Consider the following 20,199-nt stretch of genomic DNA (forward strand, 5'->3'; position numbering starts at 1 on the left):
AATCAATTTACTTCATAATTACATATCATAGTTTGTTTTTCTAAAAACCCCATCGTAGAATCTAAATAAAAGGCGTTAGACAAGGAGGTGTTTTTTAGTCTGTTTTTAATGTTAAATATTCTTTAAAGTCAACAATAGCGTGAGGTTTTTATGATTTCGGAATCTTATATTTGGAGTTAAAATTATTTCTAAAAACCTTATTTATATGATTAAAAGAGTTTTCCTTACACCCTTTCAAAAATTTGTAAAAATTGAAAGTTTCAGTGGTATTCTACTCATGTTTGCTACACTTCTTGCTTTGGTTTGGTCAAATTCGCCATATGGGGATAGTTATAGAGAACTTTGGCAATACGATTTAGGAATTGTAACAGAAACTTTTGAGTTTAAGAAGCCTTTAATTTTATGGATTAACGATGGGTTGATGGCTATATTTTTCCTTTTAATTGGGTTAGAAATAAAACGCGAGCTACTAATAGGCGAACTTAATACCCCAAAAAAAATAGCTTTTCCCTTGGTTGGGGCTTTAGGGGGGATGTTGGTACCGGTAATTTTCTTTTTAGTTTTAAATCAAAACCCAGAAACTACTAAAGGTTGGGGTATACCCATGGCTACGGATATTGCGTTTTCATTAGCTATTCTAAACGTACTTGGTAAACGTGTACCTTTAAGTCTTAAAATATTTTTAACCGCATTTGCTATTGTAGATGATATAGGAGCTGTTTTAGTTATCGCAATTTTTTATAGTGGAAACATCAATATCACTTTATTGTTGATTGCACTAGCTATGCTTGCCATTTTATACTTCCTATCTTATAAAGGGATTTATTCTAAATTTATCATGTTTTTATTCGGAATTGTTATCTGGTTTTTATTCTTAAAATCTGGTATTCACCCAACCATAGCCGGTATTTTGTTAGCTTTTTCTGTACCAATTAGACAAAAAATTGATACTTCCAAATTTTTAGTAGAACTAGAAAATGTATACAATAATATTAAAACTGCTAGTGTGCTTAAAAAACCCATTCTCTCGCATGAGCAAATTGGCCATGTAGATAATTTAAATGATTGGTCGGCTAAATTTCAGTCGCCATTACAGCATTTAGAGCATAGTTTACACGGCTGGGTAGCCTATTTTATCATTCCTATTTTTGCGCTTGCAAATGCTGGTGTGTTAATTTCTGGTTCGGATAATTTAGATACCGCTTTAGTCATCAATATAATAATATGTTTAGTTTTAGGAAAAGGTATAGGGATTACTTCTATTGTATTTATTGCACAAAAATTAAAATGGATAGAAGTACCTAGCGATATTAGTTTCAAGCAAATTATAGGCGTTGCTTTTTTAGCGGGTATTGGTTTCACAATGGCTATATTTATAGCTAGTTTGGCATTTGTTTCTACACCAGAATTTATCGATTCTGCTAAAATCGGAATCCTTATTGGCTCGTTTATTTCGGCCATTATTGGTTACGTTATACTTCGTATAGGCTCCAATAAAGAACAAAAGATTTAACCTATTCTTCTTTACAATTTCTAAAAAGCCTGCGGGCTTTTTTTATTTTAACAACAATTTAACTTCGTTTAGTTCGGTTTGTTCCGAACTAAAAATATATTTGCAAAGATTTTACCTGAAAATAAACCCTTTATTTTCAGAGAAGCATAACAAAACAATTAACAATGAAAGAAAATATCTGTCAAAAAAAAATGGGCTTAGTTGAAAAACTAGGTGTGCATTTAGAAGCCAGAGAGCAATTAGCACCAGTTGCTGCTCGTATTTTGGCTTACGTTATTCTTACAGGAAAAAGAGGTGCCACTTTTGAAGATATGGTAAGTATTCTTTGTGCAAGCAAAAGTACCATCTCTACACATATTAATCACCTACAAGATTTAAACAAAATTGAATATTTCACAAAAACCGGTGATCGTAAAAAGTATTTTATAATTAATAAAGACACTATCATTCAACATGTTGACAGAATGATAAGTCATTGGCAAGAAGAACGCTCTATACATTTAGAAATTAAAGAATATAAGGAAAAACAGAACGATTTGAAAATTGAAAAAGAAGAAGATAAATTCGATCTAAGTTTTCATAACGATTATGTAAAATTTATAGATGAAGCTTCCTCTTCAGTAAAAGAATTAAGAGAAAAATTAATAAACAACCAATTCCATATTTAAAGTTAAAGAATAATGAAAAAGAATAATTTATACTCGATATTAACACTAAGTCTTATTTTAGTTGTTTTTAGCTGTGGCAACAAAACAGAACAAGCTGCCGCAACGCAACAAGCGCCACCACCTGCATTTCCAGTAACTGCAATACAACAAAAAACAGTAACTGGTTACCAAGAATACCCAACAAATATTGAAGGTATTGTAAACAGTGATGTAAGAGCAAAAGTTTCAGGTTACATCCAAAACGTATTAGTAGATGAAGGTCAAAAAGTTCGTAAAGGGCAATCTTTATTTAGATTAGAAACACAGTCTTTAAGTCAAGATGCAGGTGCTGCAAAAGCACGTGTAAATGTGGCACAGGTGGAAGTAGATAAATTAATTCCTTTAGTAGAAAAAAACATTATTAGTGCGGTGCAATTAGAAACTGCGAAAGCTAATTTAGCACAAGCGAAGGCTACATTAAGTGGTGTATCTGCTAATATTGGTTATGCTACTATTAAAAGCCCAGTAGACGGTTATGTTGGAGCCATTAACTTTAGAGAAGGTGCATTAGTTAGCCCAAATGATAGCAGCCCATTAACAACGGTTAGTGATATTAGCCAAGTCTATGCCTTTTTCAGTTTTAATGAAGCACAATACATCGATCACTTACAAAGGTTCGAAGGACAAAACAAAGCTGAGCGTATTAAAAACTCTCCAGATTTAAGTTTAGTTTTAGCTAATGGAAAAGTTTATTCTGAAACAGGACGTATTCAAACCAGTACAGGACAAATTAACGAAAGCACAGGGACTATTAAAATTAGAGCGGCTTTCGATAATCCAAACGAAATTTTAACCAATGGAAACAGTGGTAAAATTAGACTTCCTATAGAATATAAAGATGCCATTATAGTACCACAATCTGCAACGTTTGAACAACAAAAAGACATCATGGTTTTTACTGTTGATCAAGATAATAAAGTAAAATCTAATATTATAAAAGTACAAGGTACAGTAGGCAACTTATACGTTGTAGAATCTGGACTTAACGTAGGCGATAAGCTTATTGTATCTGGAATTGGAAAATTGAGAGCAGGAATGCCTATCGCTCCGCAAGACACACCTTTTGAGGAGGCTATTAAGCCAGTAGCTGTATTATTTAAAAATTAGAAAACCATAAACTTATTTAGTTATGTTAAAAACATTTATTGAAAGACCCGTTCTTTCAACGGTAATTTCTATTATCATAGTAGTGCTTGGTATTATTAGTATATCGAGCCTACCCATAGAAGAGTATCCAGATATTGCACCACCAACCATTAAAGTAACGGCATCTTATGCAGGAGCCAATGCAGAAACGGTTTTAGAGAGTGTAATTATCCCGATAGAAGAGCAAATTAATGGTGTTGAAGGGATGAGTTATATCACTTCTACAGCATCTAACACTGGTACAGCAGAAATTACGGTTTATTTTGACCAAGAAGTCGATGCAGATATTGCAGCGGTTAACGTTCAAAACCGTGTATCAAGAGCAAGTGCTTTATTACCTCAAGAAGTACTACAAACAGGTGTAATAACACAAAAGCAAGAAACGAGTGCTTTAATGTTTATTTCAATGTATTCTGAAAATGAAAGCTACGATGCTACATTTATTCAGAATTACTTAAAAATAAACGTAGTACCTGCTATGCAACGTATTAGCGGTGTTGGAGATGTTAGTTTATTCTCTCAACAAGATTACGCTATGCGTATTTGGTTAAAACCTGAAAAATTAGCAACCTATGGTTTAATTCCTTCAGATATTACAGCGGCTTTAGCCGAACAAAACTTAGAAGCAGCTGCTGGTTCTTTAGGACAAAATAACGGTGAAGCCTTTTCATATACATTAACTTATAGTGGACGTTTTAAAAATGAACAACAATATGCAGATATTGTTATTAAAGCTTTAGGAAACGGAGAATTTCTTCGTTTGAATGATGTAGCAACTATAGAATTAGACGCGCAATCGTATGCAGCTAACGCTATGAGTATGGGGAATCCAGCGGTTTTTATGGGTATTTTCCAAACCAAAGGATCGAATGCAAGAGAAATTATTGAAAACATTAAAGTGACTTTAGAGTCGGTTAAAAAAGACCTTCCAGAAGGCTTAGATGTTTTTGTACCTTACGATACGAGTTTATTCTTAAATGCATCTATTGAAAAAGTAATTAGTACATTATTAGAAGCCTTTTTACTGGTATTCTTAGTAGTATTCATCTTCTTACAAGATTTTAGATCTACATTAATTCCAGCGATTGCCGTTCCGGTTTCTATAATTGGTACGTTCTTTTTCTTGAATGTTTTTGGATACTCAATAAACCTTTTAACGCTATTCGCGTTAGTACTCGCCATTGGTATTGTGGTGGATGATGCTATTGTGGTTGTAGAAGCCGTGCATGCTAAAATGGACGAAGGTGAAAAGAATCCTAAAAAAGCAACATTAGTAGCCATGAACGAGATTTCTGGCGCTATTATATCAATTACCTTGGTCATGGCAGCCGTATTTATTCCGGTAACGTTTGTAACAGGACCTACAGGTGTATTTTACGAGCAATTTGGGGTAACGCTAATTATTGCTATTTTAATTTCAGCAGTAAACGCATTAACTTTAAGTCCGGCATTATGTGCGCTTTTATTAAAGTCTCATAAAGATGATGAAGAGTTAAAAAGTAAAGGTCCATTAAAACGTTTTTACACACTTTTCAATCGCGGATTTAACGCAACAATACAACGTTACGGTCAATCACTTCAGTTTTTATACAAAGTGAAATGGGTATCTCCTTTATTATTAATTTTAGCTATTGCTGGAATTTTCTGGGCATCTAATACAACACCTACAGGATTTGTACCCAATGAAGATAGAGGTATTATTTTCGCAAACATTGCATTACCAGAAGGATCATCTTTAGACAGAACAGATGCTGTTTCTAGAGACTTATATGGTAAAATAAAAGATATTGAAGGTATTGTAGCTGTAAACTTTATTAAAGGTAGAAGTTTAATTAATGGTACGGGTAGTAACTACGGTTTTGGTATTATAAAACTAGCCGATTGGGCAGATCGTGAAGATGTTGCCACCTCTGTACAATCTATTACAGGTAAATTATTTGGAGTTGCCGCGGGTATAAAAGAAGCAAATATTATTTTCTTCTCACCTCCAAGTATTCGTGGTTTTGGTAATTCAGCAGGTTTTGAGGTAAATTTACTAGATAAATTTGGTGGTGAATTTAAAGACTTAGATAAAGCGAATAAAGATTTCGCGATGGCTTTAATGTCACACCCAGAAGTAAAATATGCACAATCGTCTTTCAGTACAAACTATCCACAATACGAAATGGAAGTTAATGTACCATTAGCAAAAGAAAAAGGTGTACCTATTAACAGTATATTCTCAACTTTACAAGGTTATATTGGTGGAATTTACGCTTCAGATTTCTCTCGATTCGGGAAACAATTTAGAGTGTACATTCAAGCTTTACCAGATGACAGAGCAGATGTAGACGATTTAAATAGTATGTACGTTCGTACAGATTCTGGTGAAATGACGCCAATTACACAGTTTGTAAAATTAGAGCGTGTATATGGTCCACAATCAGTAACTCGTTTTAACTTATTTAATTCTACATCTATAACTGGTGCTACAAACGATGGGTTTAGTACAGGTGATGCGATTAGAGTTATTGAAGAGGAAGTTGCAAAATTACCTAATAATTACACCGTTGCTTATTCTGGTTTAACACGAGAAGAAGTAAGCGCAGGTAACCAAACCATGTTCATTTTCGGATTAAGTATTCTATTTGTATTTTTCTTATTAAGTGCACAATATGAAAGTTACCTATTACCATTTGCTGTAATTTTATCATTACCATTTGGAGTATTTGGAGCTTATATAAGTACCAAGTTCTTAGGGTTAGAAAACAACATTTACTTCCAAATTTCTTTAATAATGCTTATTGGTTTATTAGCCAAAAACGCCATTCTTATTGTAGAAATTGCACTGCAAAAACGAAGAAAAGGCGAAAGCATTGTAGAAGCAGCTATCGATGGAGCAAAATCACGTTTACGTCCTATTTTAATGACCTCATTTGCATTTATCTTAGGTTTAATGCCGTTAGTATTAGCAAAAGGTGTAGGATCTGAAGGAAATAGATCTATTGGAACAGGTGCCGTTGGAGGTTTACTTATAGGAACCATTTTAGGAGTCTTTGTCATTCCTATCTTATTTATATTATTCCAGTGGTTACAAGAAAAAATTTCTAGTAAACCAGAAGTACAAACTATTGAAGAATAAAACTATGAAATCAATTATAAAACATAAAAATTTCACTAAAACCATGCTATTAGGCTTGGTTTTAGTGACCTTACAAAGTTGCTTTGTAGCAAAAGAATACGAACGCCCAGAATTAATTGTAAACGAAGCGCTATACAGAACAGATAATTTGCCAACCGATAGTATTTCTATGGCCGATGTATCTTGGAAAACTATTTTTACCGATCCGTTTCTAAATCAATATATTGAAGAAGGATTAGAAAATAACATGGACGTCCGTATTGCTATTCAACAAATGATTTCAGCGGAAGCTTATGCAAAACAAGGTAAAGCTGGATACTTTCCAACATTAAGTGTTGGGCCTAATTATACACGCCAAGAGTTTTCAGAAAACAGTCAATTCGGATCTATTTTTAGTGGTGGTTTAGACACTTATGATATTACTGCCGATTTATCTTGGGAAGCTGATATCTGGGGGAAAATTAGAAGTAATAAACGTGCTACACAAGCTGCATATTTACAAAGTGTTGCTGGGCATCAAGTTGTAAAAACGCAACTTATTTCTAGCATTGCAAACACATATTACAATCTATTAGCTTTAGATGCACAATTAGAAGTAACTAAGCAAACTATTGAAACTAGAAAAAGCGGTGTAGAAACCATTAAAGCATTAAAAGATGCTGGAAACGTAACGCAAGTAGCTGTAGACCAAAACATAGCGCAGTACAACAGTGCTAGAGCTTTACAAATAGATTTAGAAACAGCTATTTTTAAAGCTGAAAACACATTAAGTATCCTGTTAGGCAGAAGCGCTCAACATTTTGAACGTAGTAGCTTAGACAAACAACCAACCCAACAAGATATTGCTCTTGGTGTTCCTGCAACGTTGCTAAACAACAGACCAGATGTTATGGCTGCCGAATATGGTTTAATTAATGCTTTTGAGTTAACCAATGTGGCAAACAGTAGCTTTTACCCATCGTTAACTTTAACTGCATCGGGAGGTTTACAAAGTTTAGAGTTAGATAACTTATTTAACACGAGCTCATTATTCGCAACCGTAGTTGGCGGATTAACACAACCTTTATTCAACCAAAGAAAACTTAAAACTCAAAAAGAAGTCGCTCTTGCAAATCAAGAAAGTGCTTTATTAAACTTTAAGAAAACCTTATTAATAGCCGGAAACGAAGTTTCTAACGCGCTGTACACTTATAAAGCCGAAACTGAAAAATTTCAATATAGAAAAAATGAAGTTGAAGCATTGCGTATGGCCGAAGCAAACTCTGAAGAGTTACTTAAAAACGGTTATGCCAATTACCTAGATTTATTAACAGCCAGACAAAGTGCTTTAAGTGCAGAGCTTAACGTGATAGACACTAAGTTACAACAGTTAGTTTCTATTGTAGATTTATACGAAGCTCTTGGTGGCGGATGGAAATAAAATAAAATGATTACCAAAAAGGAACTGCTAAGTTGTGCGATAAACAAGTTTACCCAACTAGGGAGCAAACATGTTTCACTAGATGAAATAGCACGGACTTTAGGTATTTCTAAAAAAACAATTTATACGTTTTTTAAAAACAAAGAAGATCTAGTAACTGCTAGTTTAGAGAGTTTATTAAATGAGTATAAAGAAAAAATAAATGGGATTGTTGCTTGCAACAGTAACGATCCTGTTTTTTGTGTTGTTTTAATTTACGAAAGAGGGTTTGAGTATTTAAAATACTTCAAGCCCTCTTTTATTTTTGGCCTGGAAAAATATTATCCAAAAGCCTTCAAGTTATTTCAGGATTTTACTGAAGAACTTGCCTTTACTACGGTTTACAACTTACTTAAAGACGCCAAAATAAACGGACACATTAATCCAGATGTTAATTTGAGATTAGCCGTGAAAATTTACTTTTTACGAATTGATAACGTGGCTTTCAAAAAAAAGGACCTCTTCGATTTATACGGAAAAGACGTTTTATTTAAACACATGGTTATTTATAATTTAAAAGGCATTATTTCCAGCACATATTCTAATCCTTATTTTGAATAGATTTGTATTTTTGCCAAATGAAAGAAGATATCACCATACCAAAAGTTGAAGACGTTTACGTTGCTATAGTTAACGAATACAACGATATTTATAAAACTCAAGACTGGAACGCTTACATTATAAACGATAAAGATGTCGATTTAGAAATGGTTCTTATCGTTACTGGCGGCTATTCTAAAGATAAAATAACATCGACTTTTAGAAAGAAACTCGACAAACTTCCTAAAAAGAGTTACGCCAAAATAGAATTAATGCACGAAGATTTATTTAAGATTAATAACACCTTTAAGGTTTCTTTCTTCGAAGGCAATAAAATGTTCGACAAAACATATTTATTCCGTGAAAACACCATTAATTTAAACGCACTACAAGCCTTACCACTTATGCAAGTAAAAGGTGTTCTAGTAAAATAATCACTCTTTTTTTATAGAAACAGAGGGGCTTTATTTATGTAATTTAAGCTGTATACGCTTTCGCGGAACATCAACTTCTAAAACCTTTACAATAATTTGTTGGTGTAAACTTACGTGCTCATTAACATCTTTTACAAAACTATCAGAAAGGTTAGAAACATGAATTAAGCCACTTTCCTTGATACCAACATCAACAAAACATCCAAAGTTGGTAATGTTATTTACAATACCAGGTAACAGTTGTCCCTCGTGCAAATCGTTAATCGTTTTTATATTTTGATTAAAGGTAAACACTTTAGCCTGTTCACGAATATCTAAACCTGGTTTTTCGAGTTCCTTTACAATATCCTCCAGTGTTAGTAAACCAACAGTTTCAGTGCAGTAGTTTTTTAAATTTATAGTTTGAAGTAGGGCTTTATTGCTAATTAAATCTTGTACAGATGTTTTTAAATCTTTCGCCATTTTGGCTACAACAGCATAACTTTCTGGGTGCACTGCAGAATCATCCAACGGGTTTTCAGCATCTTTAATGCGTAAAAAAGCAGCACCTTGCTCAAAAGCTTTTCCGCCTAAGCGTGGTACTTTTTTAATCGCTGCTCTAGATTTAAAAACGCCGTTTTCATTGCGGTAATTAAAAATATTTTCGGCTAATTTTGGTCCAATTCCAGAAACATAACTCAGCAAACTTTTACTCGCCGAATTAATATTAACTCCCACCGAATTCACACAATTCTCGACAACCACATCCAATTGCTTTTGCAGTTTGTTTTGATCCACATCATGTTGATATTGTCCAACACCAATAGATTTGGCATCAATTTTAACCAGCTCTGCCAACGGATCTTGCAAACGGCGCCCAATAGACACAGAACCACGAACGGTAACATCGTAATCAGGAAATTCTTCTCGCGCTATTTTAGAGGCCGAATAAATACTTGCTCCAGCTTCGCTAACTACAAAAACCTGCATATCGTTTTTAAAATGCACTTTACGCACCAAAGCTTCGGTTTCTCTAGATGCCGTACCATTACCAATGGCAATAGCCTCAATTTTATAAGCATCACAAAGCGAACTTATTTTTTTCATAGCACCAATACTATCACTTTTTGGAGGGTGCGGATATATGGTTTCGTTGTATTTTAATTGCCCTTGAGCATCTAAACAGACCAATTTACAGCCCGATCTAAAACCCGGATCTATGGCTAAAACACGCTTTTCACCAAGTGGCGAACCTAATAACAATTGTTTTAAGTTTTTTGCAAAAACAGTAATAGCAGCTTCATCGGCTTTATCTTTTGCTATTTGCATCGCCTCCTTACTTAAAGATGGTAATAATAAACGCTTGTAAGCATCTTTAATGGCAAGCTCTATTTCTTCCGCGCAAGCGTTATTACTTTTAATTATACGACGTTCTATGTTATCGAAAGCACGGTCGTTATCTATTTCAACTTTTACACGAATAAAACCTTCTTTTTCTGCACGTAAAATGGCTAATAATCTATGTGATGGAATTCTACTCAGACTTTCTTCCCAATCGAAATAATCACGGAATTTTTGAGCATCCTCATCTTTAACTTTTGTTTTTACCACTTTCGTGGAAATCATAGCGAAACGCTCTAACTGGCGACGGATATTATTTCTAATATCGGCACGCTCGTTAATCCACTCGGCAATAATATGCCTGGCGCCTTCCAAAGCATCTTCAACAGAAGCCACTTCACCTTTTACATATTTAAAAGCAATAGTTTCTAAATTGTTAGCATTTTGGCTCATTATTATTTTCGCCAAAGGTTCCAATCCGTTTAATCTCGCTTTTTCAGCCTTCGTTTTACGGCTCTTTTTATAGGGCAGATATAAATCTTCAAGCGTTGTTAAATCTTGAGTACTTTCTATTTTTTGTTTTAATTCCGTAGTTAAAACCTCTTGTTCTTCTAAAGCTTTTAAAATGGCTTTTTTACGTTTTTCTAAAGCTTCAAATTGTTCTTTAAACTTTACAATATCACCAATTTGAACCTCATCTAAATTTCCTGTACGTTCTTTTCTATAACGCGAAATAAAAGGAATGGTACAGTCTTCATTCAACAAATCAACCGTGTTTTTTACAGATTGTTCTGGTAAATTGGTGTTCGATATTATATAGGAAACAAGTAATTTCATAAGCTTAAAAAATATAAAAGCGAATGTAATAAAGTTCTATAAAATGTAGCGACTGGGTTAAAGTTTTCTTTTAAAACCAAAAAGACTTTAAACCTTAAAACAATAACTAATTTTTGAGAAGTATTTAAAATTAAAAAGCCAACCCTGTTCAGGTTGGCTTTTAACTTATAACATAAATTTCGTAGGTAATTTTTAGTCTAAGGCAGGTATACGTAATACTTGTCCAGGATATATTTTATCTGGGTCAGTAAGCATAGGCTTATTGGCTTCAAAAATAACCGGGTACTTCATAGCATTTCCGTAATAATTTTTTGCAATTTTTCCTAATGTGTCTCCGCTCGCTACGGTATGGAACTGTGCTTCTGGCTCTACGTTTTCAACCGTCATTTGGTCGTCTACAGTAGCAATACCATTAGAGTTTCCAACTACTAAAATCACTTTTTCTTTAGTAGCCTGATCGTAAGCCTCACCAGTAATGGTAGCGGAATCATCATCAATAAATATATTTAAGTTTTCAACTTTTAATTGTAAGCTCGAAACTGTTTCTTCTAAATTTCTAGCTGCAGCTTCTTCTAATTTAAGCTCTGCTGCTGTAGCCTCTTTTGCTACTTCAGCTGCTTCTTCAGCATCTGTTTTGCCAATTCCAAATACTTTGGCACCTGCATTTTTTATAAAAGAAAATAATCCCATGTTTAGTTTGTTTTTTTAGAGTTAACTTTGGTTTGAAAGCAATTTAATCAATTATTAAATAGCTTCTATAATTAAGACACTAAATCTTCCGAAGGGTCACATATTTATTTAAAAAAAATAGATAAAAAACATACAAGCATAAAAAAAGCCACTTAAAATATTGATTTTAAGCGACTTTAAATTAACTAACCTATTTAATTATTTTATATTCTACTGCTTTCTCTTGGGTTTTCAACGCGTTCTTTTTTAAACTTACGCATTTTATCTTCCGTTGTATTGGTTGCTTTTACTTTAGAGTTTTCAGATTTTAAATATTGTATATATCCTCTACCTACAAACTCGTATTTGGTTCCAGATGCGGCGTGATACAATTCTATTTTACCATCGTTAATAACACTTAACTCAAACTGTTCATTACTAAAATAATCGTAATCTAAGGTTAAGTTTTTTAAGTACATATCGTTGTTAAAATCTCCTACGGCATAAAGCCCGGTGTAATCCCAAAACAAATTATTTACGTTTTTACCTGTATTATCTTGAGAGCTTTTAAACTCCGAATCGTTTCCTCCAGCTAAAAACTGTAAGTAGTTTTCGTTATCAAAATCATTTAACGCTCCGTAATTACTAGTATAAACTTTTTCCCAAGCATCATACTCTTGTAAAAAATAATGGATATTATCATAAAACACGAAGTCGTAATCAAAAGTATTACGTTGGTAACCATCTAAAAAGTAAGAGGTATCGTTATTTGGGTTATACAACTCAATGGTATTATTATCTACTCTATACACATCAAAAGTTTCAAAACCATCAACATCGTGATTTACATCTAAAATTAAATCGTAAGAATTATAAGTAGCGACATCTATACCATATCCGTTTCCGGTATCACCTAAACCAACAATATTGTTATTAGCATACATTACGCCATTTTTAAACGATATTGTAAATGCTTTTTGTAAAAATGGTGTTTCACCAAAACCCTTAGTAGCGTTAATATCTACATACCACAACTCGTAAGAATTTAATAATTGATTTACCGATATGGTTGGCTCTTCAATGTAATCTTCTACTATAACCTCGGTATAGCAAGACGTAAACAGTGTCGCAATTAGAGCAAAGCTCGAAAGTAATTTTATAGTTTTCATGTTGTAATATTTAAGTAAAAATGACTGCTTTCTATTCTATTGAAAAACAAGCATTTTTAGCGTTTCTATAGAGTAGGTTTCAAAACGCGTGCCAAAAAATAATTTCATTCTGTAAAATCGTTCTATATAAGACTAAAATTTTCCGTATTTTTGATATATAAAATTGATTAGATCTCATGGATAAACCTTTAAAATACGCGGTTTTTGGTGCAGGAAGTTGGGCTACAGCTATTGTAAAAATGCTTAGTGAAAATCTTGACGAAATTGGCTGGTATATGCGCAGTGTTTACACAAAAGAACACCTAATACGCGAGCAACACAATCCAAATTACTTAAGCTCCGTAGAGTTTCATCTAGACCAATTAAAACTAAGTAACGATATAAACGAGATTGCAGAATATGCCGATGTGCTTATTTTTGTAATCCCTTCTGCATTTATACACAGCGAGTTAGAAAAACTTAACATAAACATAGAAAACAAAACCATAGTATCTGCAGTAAAAGGTATTATGCCAGAAACAGGGTTATTAGTAGGTCAACATTTTCACGACACCTACAATGTACCTTACGATAATATAGCCGTAATTGCTGGTCCATGCCATGCCGAGGAGGTTGCTTTAGAGCGCCTTTCTTACTTAACTATTTCGTGTTCCGATCAGGTTAAGGCCAAACAAATTGCCGATAATTTATCTTCCGATTACATAAAAACAAAAATTACCGACGACATTATTGGAGTAGAATATGCCGTGATGCTTAAAAATATTTACGCCATAGCAGCCGGAATTGCACACGGATTGGGTTACGGCGACAATTTCCAGAGTGTACTTATGAGTAATTCCATTCGTGAGATGAAACGTTTTATTAAAAAAATGCATAAAATGAAACGTAACATCAACAACTCAGCCTATTTAGGCGATTTATTGGTAACCGGTTACTCCGTATTTTCTCGAAACCGCATGTTTGGTAACATGATTGGCAAGGGTTACACCGTAAAATCTGCACAAATGGAAATGAGCATGGTAGCCGAAGGTTATTACGCCACAAAATCTGCACATTTACTAAACTCTAAAAATGCAAAAAAGACGCAATTACCTATAATAAATGCTGTTTACGAGATATTATACGAAAACAAAAACCCTAAAAAAGTATTTAAAAAATTAACCGATAAGTTAGATTAAAACAGCATTTGGGCGTTACCCAAAAAGGGTCGGGCTATCACTACTCGCTTTTTTGTGTTGCATAGGTGCAACCACACAAAAAGAGCTCAAACAGGCCGTTCTATCCCTAACGCAAAACAATTTGATGAGGTTGGTTTTTATTAGTTTCTTTTGTTTAATCTAGGGTCGCCTGTATTAATATTAAGCTGTGCATCTACAAGTTTTCTTTTTAATAAAGTATTCCTAATAAGTTTAACAATAGCTAGTAAAGCCATAAGCAAAACTATAAAACTAAAAAATACCGGAGTAAGATTCCCTTTAAGCTGCTCTTTACGCCTTTCTTGCTCCTCAAAACTAATTAACCTTTCGCTTTTAGGGTTATAAAACCCAAAAACAGTGATTGGCTCTACCAAGCCTTTTTTAATAGTGTAACCTTGATCTTCTGGGACATTTATACAATTATCACTTAGTTTTAAAAGAATTTCTCTTGGTTTTAATTCTTCTAAAATACTTTCCAAACGCTGTGCCTTAGCAAAACGATTTTGATATTCGTTTAAAGCTCTATCAAAAGCCTTGTCTACACCCTTTTTCCAAAGCTCATCATTCATGTTTTTAAACATCCCTTTATTATACAAAGGGCTCTCTTTCAAGTTTTTTTCATAAGCTTCTCTATTTGGTTTCTTTATCATTCTAGGCGAAAAATAATAGCGATAACTCGCATTAGCATCCGGATGGTAGTAAATTCGATCTCTCTCAGCTTTAGAAATTACAGCATAGTTACCAGAATAATCAAACGGACGTTTAAATTGATACACCCAAACATCTTTAAGTTCTACATAATCTGCTTTGGTTAACGCTTTTAAATCGTTTACAGAATTAATAACTACAGGGTTATCTTCCGTTTTAAACAACTCATTAACTCTTAAGGCATCACTTAAACCATTTCCAACGCATAAAATTAAAACAACCGGTAAAACTAAAAGAAGACTAACAATATTTATAAACGAAATAGGTTTAGCCTTACTAAGCCCATGTTCTATTTCGTAATCTAGCGAGAGCTCATCATTAACCGAAACCACATACATCATAGCACCTTCGCTTATACCAACTGCATCATCTCTCAATATATATTCAAAATCTATAGGTTCTTTTATAGATTTTAAATACTTACGCCAATGCCAAGGTATTTTAACAAAGTGCTCATTAAAAGCATCCTGATATCTCCCGTTTTTTCCATGTTGTATATAAATACGGTTATAAACGCCACGCATTCTATAAACTTCAGGCTTTACTTTATGCTTACTATATCCTTTAATGTACCAGCTAAGAAAATATAGCAGAATAATTAAAATGCCAAACATTAAATTAATTCCGAAGTTAAATTCATCGAACTCAGCATAAAACATCACAGCAAGCCCTGCAACCACAATAGCAAGTACTACAAAAGCACTCAGTATCAAATTTTTAGAACTAGAAACTTGTTTCGCGATAAATTTTACCTCATTATCATTGAGATACCTTCTATTAAACATAAAGGAGATTTTGAATTTAAGCTACCAAAAATCGGTATTTTAAAGTGAAAAACCCAATAAAAACCAAAGCACCTTCAGAATTAAAACAAGTAATAACAAACTAAATAAAGCCTAATTGATTAAACGATCTGTTAAGCACCTTTTCATCATTAACATCGAGCCATTTGTTTAAAACGGTAGCATAAATGGTACGAAAATCGATTTCGAATTTAAGATCACCATTAGTATCCAAATCACTTAAACTTGCCATATCATTATATAAACCTTGCTTTTTTAATTGGCCACCAATAATAAAAACATTGTTAGATGTACCGTGGTCGGTACCCACGTTTGCATTTTGTTTTACACGTCGGCCAAATTCCGAAAAGGTTAAAATTAACGTATCGTTAAAGGTATTATTAGTTTTTAAATCGTTTACAAAAGCTTCAATACTTTCAGCATAAATATTTAACAATCTATTTTGCGCACCCAACTGGTTTACATGCGTATCAAAACCTCCTAGAGCACTATAAAACACTTTGGTATCGAGCCCAGAATTAATAAACTGTGCCGTTGTTTTTAATTGTTTTGCAAAATAATTTTGTGGATAATCTGTTTTAGAAGAAAAGGTTTTACTCGTTTCGTAAATATACTTCGCAGAAGATTCTGCCGAAATCATAGATTTATACAAATACCCCAAATTATGCTCGCTTAAATGGGCGTCATCTTGATGTTTAATAACGTTTTTAAAATAAGGATCTTTAGATAAATTATAAAGTGTTTTAGCATCTTGAGTCGCAATAGCATTCATCTGTTCTCCTTTCATGGCTAGCGATAAGCTATCGTTTATTTCAATAGCGCTGTATGGGTGTTTACCATATCGATCTAGATAGCGACCAAGCCAACCACTTTGTGAGTATTTATCAGAATCAGTAGCCGTTTGCCAAATATCCATAGATCTAAAATGCGAACGAATAGGGTTTGGATACCCAACATTGTTTATAACACACAAATTACCATTATCGTAAAGATGTTTTAAGGGTTTTAAACTTTTATGTAAACCTACCTCATCATTTAATTTTAAAACCTCACTCTTTTTTATTCCTAAACTTGGACGCGCTTTATAATACAAATCATTTTGATACGGAATTACAGTATTTAACCCATCGTTACCTCCCGAAAGCTGAATAATAACCAAGCGCTTATACCCTAACTGACTTTGAGCAACTTGCTCGAATGCTTTTACAAAACTTGGCACAAAAAACAGACTACTAGCCAGCGACGATTGTTTCAAAAATTTTCTTCTATCCATGATTAACACATTTGATATTCGGGTAACGACATAAGTTGAATACAGTACTCCCGCTTTGAGACTTTACTTAGCGAGTTTAGATACGTGCTTGCATGACTGCTTATAGCACAAGCTAGCAAATGCTTATCTAAATCAGTCATGGACACATCACTAAAATGTGTATCGAAAACAGCCCAATTAGTTTCGGTTTTAAAACGTTGTCCGTACTTCTTTTTAAACGCTTGTTTACTTTTAAGTATAGACTCATCGGTTTTACCTGCTTTAACCTTAGAAATATAAGCGTTATTTAAAATAATTGACGGTAGTTTTAACCGCAGTGTAATGGTGTTAGAATCTATCCAAGATCGGCCACCTTTCCAACCCGCCACATTAGGTGGGTTTAAAAGTACTTGCCCTAATAATTTCTGAAGATTAAAAAGCTGTTTAGATGATTTAAAATCGACAGGAACTACCGTTTTTAAACCAACCAAAAGTTCTATGGGCGATTTAATTTTAGTTCCCATATTTTCATCATCATAAAACCAATCGGCAAGCATCATATAGCGCATTAGGTTTTCGATGTTGTAATCTTTATAAAACACATTGGCCATTTCGCTTACATGCCGTTCGTTAATAGTATCGTTAACAAAGTAGCTATAAATTTTAGTACAAATAAAAGTTGCACACTCCCTTTTTTCAAGGATTAAATCTACAATATCATCACCGTCAAAATTCCCTGTTTTACCAAAAAATATTTTATCAGTTTCATCATGAACACGTTTTTTAAAAACAAATTCACCTTTTAAATAATGGCTATAACCCGTAAACGCTTTCGCGCTTTCTTTAATATCATTTTCGGTATAATTACCAACACCTAAAGTAAACAGTTCCATAAGTTCACGAGCAAAATTCTCGTTAGGCTTTTGTTTTTTGTTTTGCTTGGTATTTAAGTATTTAGTCATGGCAGCTTCTTTTGAAATGGCCTTTACAAAATCTTTAAAATTACCAAGCGCATGCTCACGAAGTCGGTTATGGAAGTTTTGTGTGTAAACGTAATTATTATCTTCACACACAAAATGATTCGCCCAAAAGAGGGTCATTTTTTCACGAAGTATTTGATTAGAATTTGCTAATCGATCTATCCATGCAATGTTTAACTCCTTTGTTTTTTCTCGGCTTAGCTTCTGGAATTTTTTAATATTTTCTTTTGTCTTCTCATAAGTACCACTCAATAATTCATCGAGTTCGGCTGTATCAACTTTTAATGGCGTTACTTTTTGCGATGTTTCAATAATGCCATCAACAATCTTTTTTTTACTTTTTTTAGAAAACTTTTCGAGTTCATTTGGCAGAATACCAAAACCAACACGCCAATATAAATGCTGAATATGATTACTTTTCATAAAACTCAATTTTATTTATTAATCTAAAATATGAAGAAACAAACTTATAACTAATTTGACTTCAACAAATTAAAAAGGTTTAACATACCTTAAGCAAAATACATAGAATAACGTTTACCTTTTAGGTTTTTGTATATTAAAATGAATATATCTACAAAACAACTAAAGACCAAATAATACAATTGCAAATAGCACATAATTAAAAACAAAAAAACCGCTTCATTAACAGAAGCGGTTTTTGTTTATATGATAAATTTCAGGTTTTATTTCCCGCCATCTAGCTGGTCTTGCCATTTTGAAAGCTCTTCCCATTTGCCTTCATAAGCTAACTGCGCTTGTTTTGGCCAGGTGCCTGGTTTATGGATTTTATAACGTTCTCCTCCAGAATCTAAAACAGCTTGACATTTTTCTATAGAACATTCAGATAATGCTTTCCATGTTTTAACATCATGATCATGAAATAAACCTTGAATTTTAGGCCCAATACCTTCAACAACCGTTAAATCATTTTCTTTTATTTTTTTACCAAAAACAGCTTTTGCAGCTGCGCCATCGAACACACTTAACACAACAGGCACCGCAGTTGCTGCTGATAAAGATGCGGCTAATGATGATTTAGTTAATTCTAAAGAAGATTTTACTGAAGCTTCTGCCGCAACAGATGTTGTTAAGGCTGCTTTAGTTGCACTCAAATCACTTTCTAAAGAAACCTTACTTAATCTACAAGCATCTAGCTCTGCTTGCAATGCTCCTATTCTATCTTCACACTCGTTGTGGTTTCCACCACCTAAAAGTTTACCTAATAAATAACCTAATATTGCACAAATAGCACCGACTAATAATGGGATTAATATACACCAATTCATAATTTTATATTTTTAAGTTTTTAGTTAATTGTAATTACTGTTCTTCTGTTTTCTGCTCTACCTTCTTCCGTAGCATTATCTGCAACAGGAACTTTTGGTCCTTGAGACGATGTTTCAATATTGCTATCTAAAATCCCGTTTTGGGTTAAATATGCTTTTGCAAAATCTGCACGTTCCTGACCAAGAACAATATTTCTTGCAGCATCGCCTGTATTATCGGTATGCCCAATAACTTGCATTTTAACTCCTAACTTATCTACACAATGAGAGATATCGGCTATTTTTTGACGTTGCTCTGCCGTTAAATTAATCGATGCTTGACCTGTTTTAAAATGTAATACTAACGGATTCTCTTTAATAGCATCACATGCGGTTTTTAAGGCTTCCATAGAAGATGTATCAGATGCATCTGCTGTTAACATATTGAATGACACAGGACCAAATAGCGTACTGTTTTCATCTGGATTAATCGTATCATTTAATTTTCCGTTGGTATCAATTTGTTTTGAAGAGACTCCATGCAATACGAAGTAGTTTTTAACGGAGTTTGCCCTTGCCAATCCAAGGTTTGGATATGCAGAATTATTAGTTTCATCACTTCTGTATAACCCAGTTATATTAATATTTTTTAACGGGTTTTCTATAAGATAGTCCTTAAGCTTTAAAACACCATTTTCAATATCTTTAGAAACAGGTTCTTCTATTGAAAAATTTGATGTTTTGAAATTAAAATTATCATTCAGCTTCAAATTAAAATCGCCACTAGCATCGTTAATTACAAATGCATTTTTGGTAATTTCTTTAATTGTCGGACTTACAACACTCTTAGTCTCGTCTTGGTTATTTGCGCCCTTTTCTGCATTGCAGCACACACTACAACATAAAAAATAATACAAAATAGTACCGAGAATAATAGTGAGTACAATTCCTAAAAGATAGGATGTTTTTTTACTCATTAGATTTTGTTTTTTGGTTAGAAAAATATAAGTGTTTACAATATAACACTTTAGCTCATACATTTAGAAACAATAAAACAAAAAAAGTCACATTTATAGA

The 20,199-nt window shown here is 33.3% G+C and carries 16 protein-coding genes; 8 read left to right on the top strand and 8 right to left on the bottom strand.

Features of this window, described 5'->3' with window-relative positions; all coding sequences use genetic code 11:
- Positions 1-205: 205 nt before the first annotated feature.
- The 7 genes from nhaA (at position 206) to GQR98_RS05425 (ending at position 8,920) form a co-directional block, all read left to right on the top strand.
- Positions 206-1,513 (top strand): Na+/H+ antiporter NhaA, encoded by a 1,308-nt coding sequence (gene nhaA, locus GQR98_RS05395; protein ID WP_159018610.1) that lies wholly within the window; start codon positions 206-208, stop codon positions 1,511-1,513.
- 164 nt (positions 1,514-1,677) lie between these two features.
- Positions 1,678-2,181, top strand: a complete 504-nt coding sequence (locus GQR98_RS05400; protein ID WP_159018611.1) for a GbsR/MarR family transcriptional regulator — start codon at positions 1,678-1,680, stop codon at positions 2,179-2,181.
- A gap of 12 nt (positions 2,182-2,193) precedes the next feature.
- Complete coding sequence (locus GQR98_RS05405; RefSeq protein ID WP_159018612.1) at positions 2,194-3,327, top strand: efflux RND transporter periplasmic adaptor subunit; 1,134 nt, start codon at positions 2,194-2,196, stop codon at positions 3,325-3,327.
- A gap of 22 nt (positions 3,328-3,349) precedes the next feature.
- The gene (locus tag GQR98_RS05410) at positions 3,350-6,487 is read left to right on the top strand and encodes an efflux RND transporter permease subunit (protein WP_159018613.1); all 3,138 of its coding nucleotides are present in this window, start codon (positions 3,350-3,352) and stop codon (positions 6,485-6,487) included.
- 4 nt (positions 6,488-6,491) lie between these two features.
- Positions 6,492-7,907 (top strand): efflux transporter outer membrane subunit, encoded by a 1,416-nt coding sequence (locus GQR98_RS05415; protein WP_159018614.1) that lies wholly within the window; start codon positions 6,492-6,494, stop codon positions 7,905-7,907.
- Between the two features lie 6 nt (positions 7,908-7,913).
- On the top strand, positions 7,914-8,507 hold the full coding sequence (locus GQR98_RS05420; RefSeq protein ID WP_159018615.1) for a TetR/AcrR family transcriptional regulator: 594 nt from the start codon (positions 7,914-7,916) through the stop codon (positions 8,505-8,507).
- Positions 8,508-8,524: 17 nt separating this feature from the next.
- A complete protein-coding gene (locus tag GQR98_RS05425) occupies positions 8,525-8,920 on the top strand; it encodes a hypothetical protein (protein WP_159018616.1) in 396 nt (131 codons plus the stop codon).
- Positions 8,921-8,950: 30 nt separating this feature from the next.
- Here GQR98_RS05425 and GQR98_RS05430 read toward each other — a convergent pair whose 3' ends face one another.
- The 3 genes from GQR98_RS05430 to GQR98_RS05440 form a co-directional block, all read right to left on the bottom strand.
- Positions 8,951-11,077, bottom strand: a complete 2,127-nt coding sequence (locus GQR98_RS05430) for a Tex family protein (RefSeq protein WP_159018617.1) — start codon at positions 11,075-11,077, stop codon at positions 8,951-8,953.
- Between the two features lie 192 nt (positions 11,078-11,269).
- Entirely contained in the window at positions 11,270-11,767 is a 498-nt protein-coding gene (gene lysM, locus GQR98_RS05435) for a peptidoglycan-binding protein LysM (protein WP_159018618.1), read from the bottom strand.
- Between the two features lie 203 nt (positions 11,768-11,970).
- On the bottom strand, positions 11,971-12,915 hold the full coding sequence (locus tag GQR98_RS05440) for a nicotinic acid mononucleotide adenyltransferase (RefSeq protein ID WP_159018619.1): 945 nt from the start codon (positions 12,913-12,915) through the stop codon (positions 11,971-11,973).
- 176 nt (positions 12,916-13,091) lie between these two features.
- On the opposite strand from GQR98_RS05440, the gene GQR98_RS05445 reads away from it, so the two are divergent.
- Positions 13,092-14,093, top strand: coding sequence for an NAD(P)H-dependent glycerol-3-phosphate dehydrogenase (locus GQR98_RS05445; RefSeq protein ID WP_159018620.1), 1,002 nt, complete (start codon positions 13,092-13,094; stop codon positions 14,091-14,093).
- 140 nt (positions 14,094-14,233) lie between these two features.
- Here the strand turns inward: GQR98_RS05445 and GQR98_RS05450 are convergent, their stop codons facing one another.
- From GQR98_RS05450 to GQR98_RS05470, 5 genes are all read right to left on the bottom strand, one after another.
- Positions 14,234-15,604, bottom strand: a complete 1,371-nt coding sequence (locus GQR98_RS05450; RefSeq protein WP_159018621.1) for a hypothetical protein — start codon at positions 15,602-15,604, stop codon at positions 14,234-14,236.
- Between the two features lie 100 nt (positions 15,605-15,704).
- On the bottom strand, positions 15,705-16,895 hold the full coding sequence (locus GQR98_RS05455) for a DUF1501 domain-containing protein (RefSeq protein ID WP_159018622.1): 1,191 nt from the start codon (positions 16,893-16,895) through the stop codon (positions 15,705-15,707).
- Between the two features lie 2 nt (positions 16,896-16,897).
- Entirely contained in the window at positions 16,898-18,277 is a 1,380-nt protein-coding gene (locus GQR98_RS05460; protein WP_159018623.1) for a DUF1800 family protein, read from the bottom strand.
- 263 nt (positions 18,278-18,540) lie between these two features.
- Positions 18,541-19,143: a hypothetical protein gene (locus tag GQR98_RS05465; protein WP_159018624.1), complete on the bottom strand. Its 603-nt coding sequence runs from the start codon at positions 19,141-19,143 to the stop codon at positions 18,541-18,543.
- A gap of 20 nt (positions 19,144-19,163) precedes the next feature.
- Positions 19,164-20,099 carry an OmpA family protein gene (locus tag GQR98_RS05470; RefSeq protein ID WP_159018625.1) on the bottom strand — a complete coding sequence of 312 codons (936 nt, stop codon included), beginning with the start codon at positions 20,097-20,099 and terminating at the stop codon, positions 19,164-19,166.
- Positions 20,100-20,199: the final 100 nt, after the last annotated feature.

This window comes from Algibacter sp. L3A6 (assembly GCF_009796825.1).
In the GTDB taxonomy this organism is placed as follows: Bacteria; Bacteroidota; Bacteroidia; order Flavobacteriales; family Flavobacteriaceae; genus Algibacter.

Excerpts from the sequence above, each read along its gene's own strand:
- lysM (WP_159018618.1), bottom strand. The coding sequence starts at position 11,767 with ATGGGATTATTTTCTTTTATAAAAAATGCAGGTGCCAAAGTATTTGGA.
- GQR98_RS05445 (WP_159018620.1), top strand. The coding sequence starts at position 13,092 with ATGGATAAACCTTTAAAATACGCGGTTTTTGGTGCAGGAAGTTGGGCT.
- GQR98_RS05405 (WP_159018612.1), top strand. The coding sequence starts at position 2,194 with ATGAAAAAGAATAATTTATACTCGATATTAACACTAAGTCTTATTTTA.
- GQR98_RS05430 (WP_159018617.1), bottom strand. The coding sequence starts at position 11,077 with ATGAAATTACTTGTTTCCTATATAATATCGAACACCAATTTACCAGAA.
- GQR98_RS05470 (WP_159018625.1), bottom strand. The coding sequence starts at position 20,099 with ATGAGTAAAAAAACATCCTATCTTTTAGGAATTGTACTCACTATTATT.
- GQR98_RS05440 (WP_159018619.1), bottom strand. The coding sequence starts at position 12,915 with ATGAAAACTATAAAATTACTTTCGAGCTTTGCTCTAATTGCGACACTG.
- GQR98_RS05410 (WP_159018613.1), top strand. The coding sequence starts at position 3,350 with ATGTTAAAAACATTTATTGAAAGACCCGTTCTTTCAACGGTAATTTCT.
- GQR98_RS05400 (WP_159018611.1), top strand. The coding sequence starts at position 1,678 with ATGAAAGAAAATATCTGTCAAAAAAAAATGGGCTTAGTTGAAAAACTA.
- GQR98_RS05425 (WP_159018616.1), top strand. The coding sequence starts at position 8,525 with ATGAAAGAAGATATCACCATACCAAAAGTTGAAGACGTTTACGTTGCT.
- GQR98_RS05450 (WP_159018621.1), bottom strand. The coding sequence starts at position 15,604 with ATGTTTAATAGAAGGTATCTCAATGATAATGAGGTAAAATTTATCGCG.
- GQR98_RS05465 (WP_159018624.1), bottom strand. The coding sequence starts at position 19,143 with ATGAATTGGTGTATATTAATCCCATTATTAGTCGGTGCTATTTGTGCA.
- GQR98_RS05460 (WP_159018623.1), bottom strand. The coding sequence starts at position 18,277 with ATGAAAAGTAATCATATTCAGCATTTATATTGGCGTGTTGGTTTTGGT.
- GQR98_RS05415 (WP_159018614.1), top strand. The coding sequence starts at position 6,492 with ATGAAATCAATTATAAAACATAAAAATTTCACTAAAACCATGCTATTA.
- nhaA (WP_159018610.1), top strand. The coding sequence starts at position 206 with ATGATTAAAAGAGTTTTCCTTACACCCTTTCAAAAATTTGTAAAAATT.
- GQR98_RS05455 (WP_159018622.1), bottom strand. The coding sequence starts at position 16,895 with ATGGATAGAAGAAAATTTTTGAAACAATCGTCGCTGGCTAGTAGTCTG.
- GQR98_RS05420 (WP_159018615.1), top strand. The coding sequence starts at position 7,914 with ATGATTACCAAAAAGGAACTGCTAAGTTGTGCGATAAACAAGTTTACC.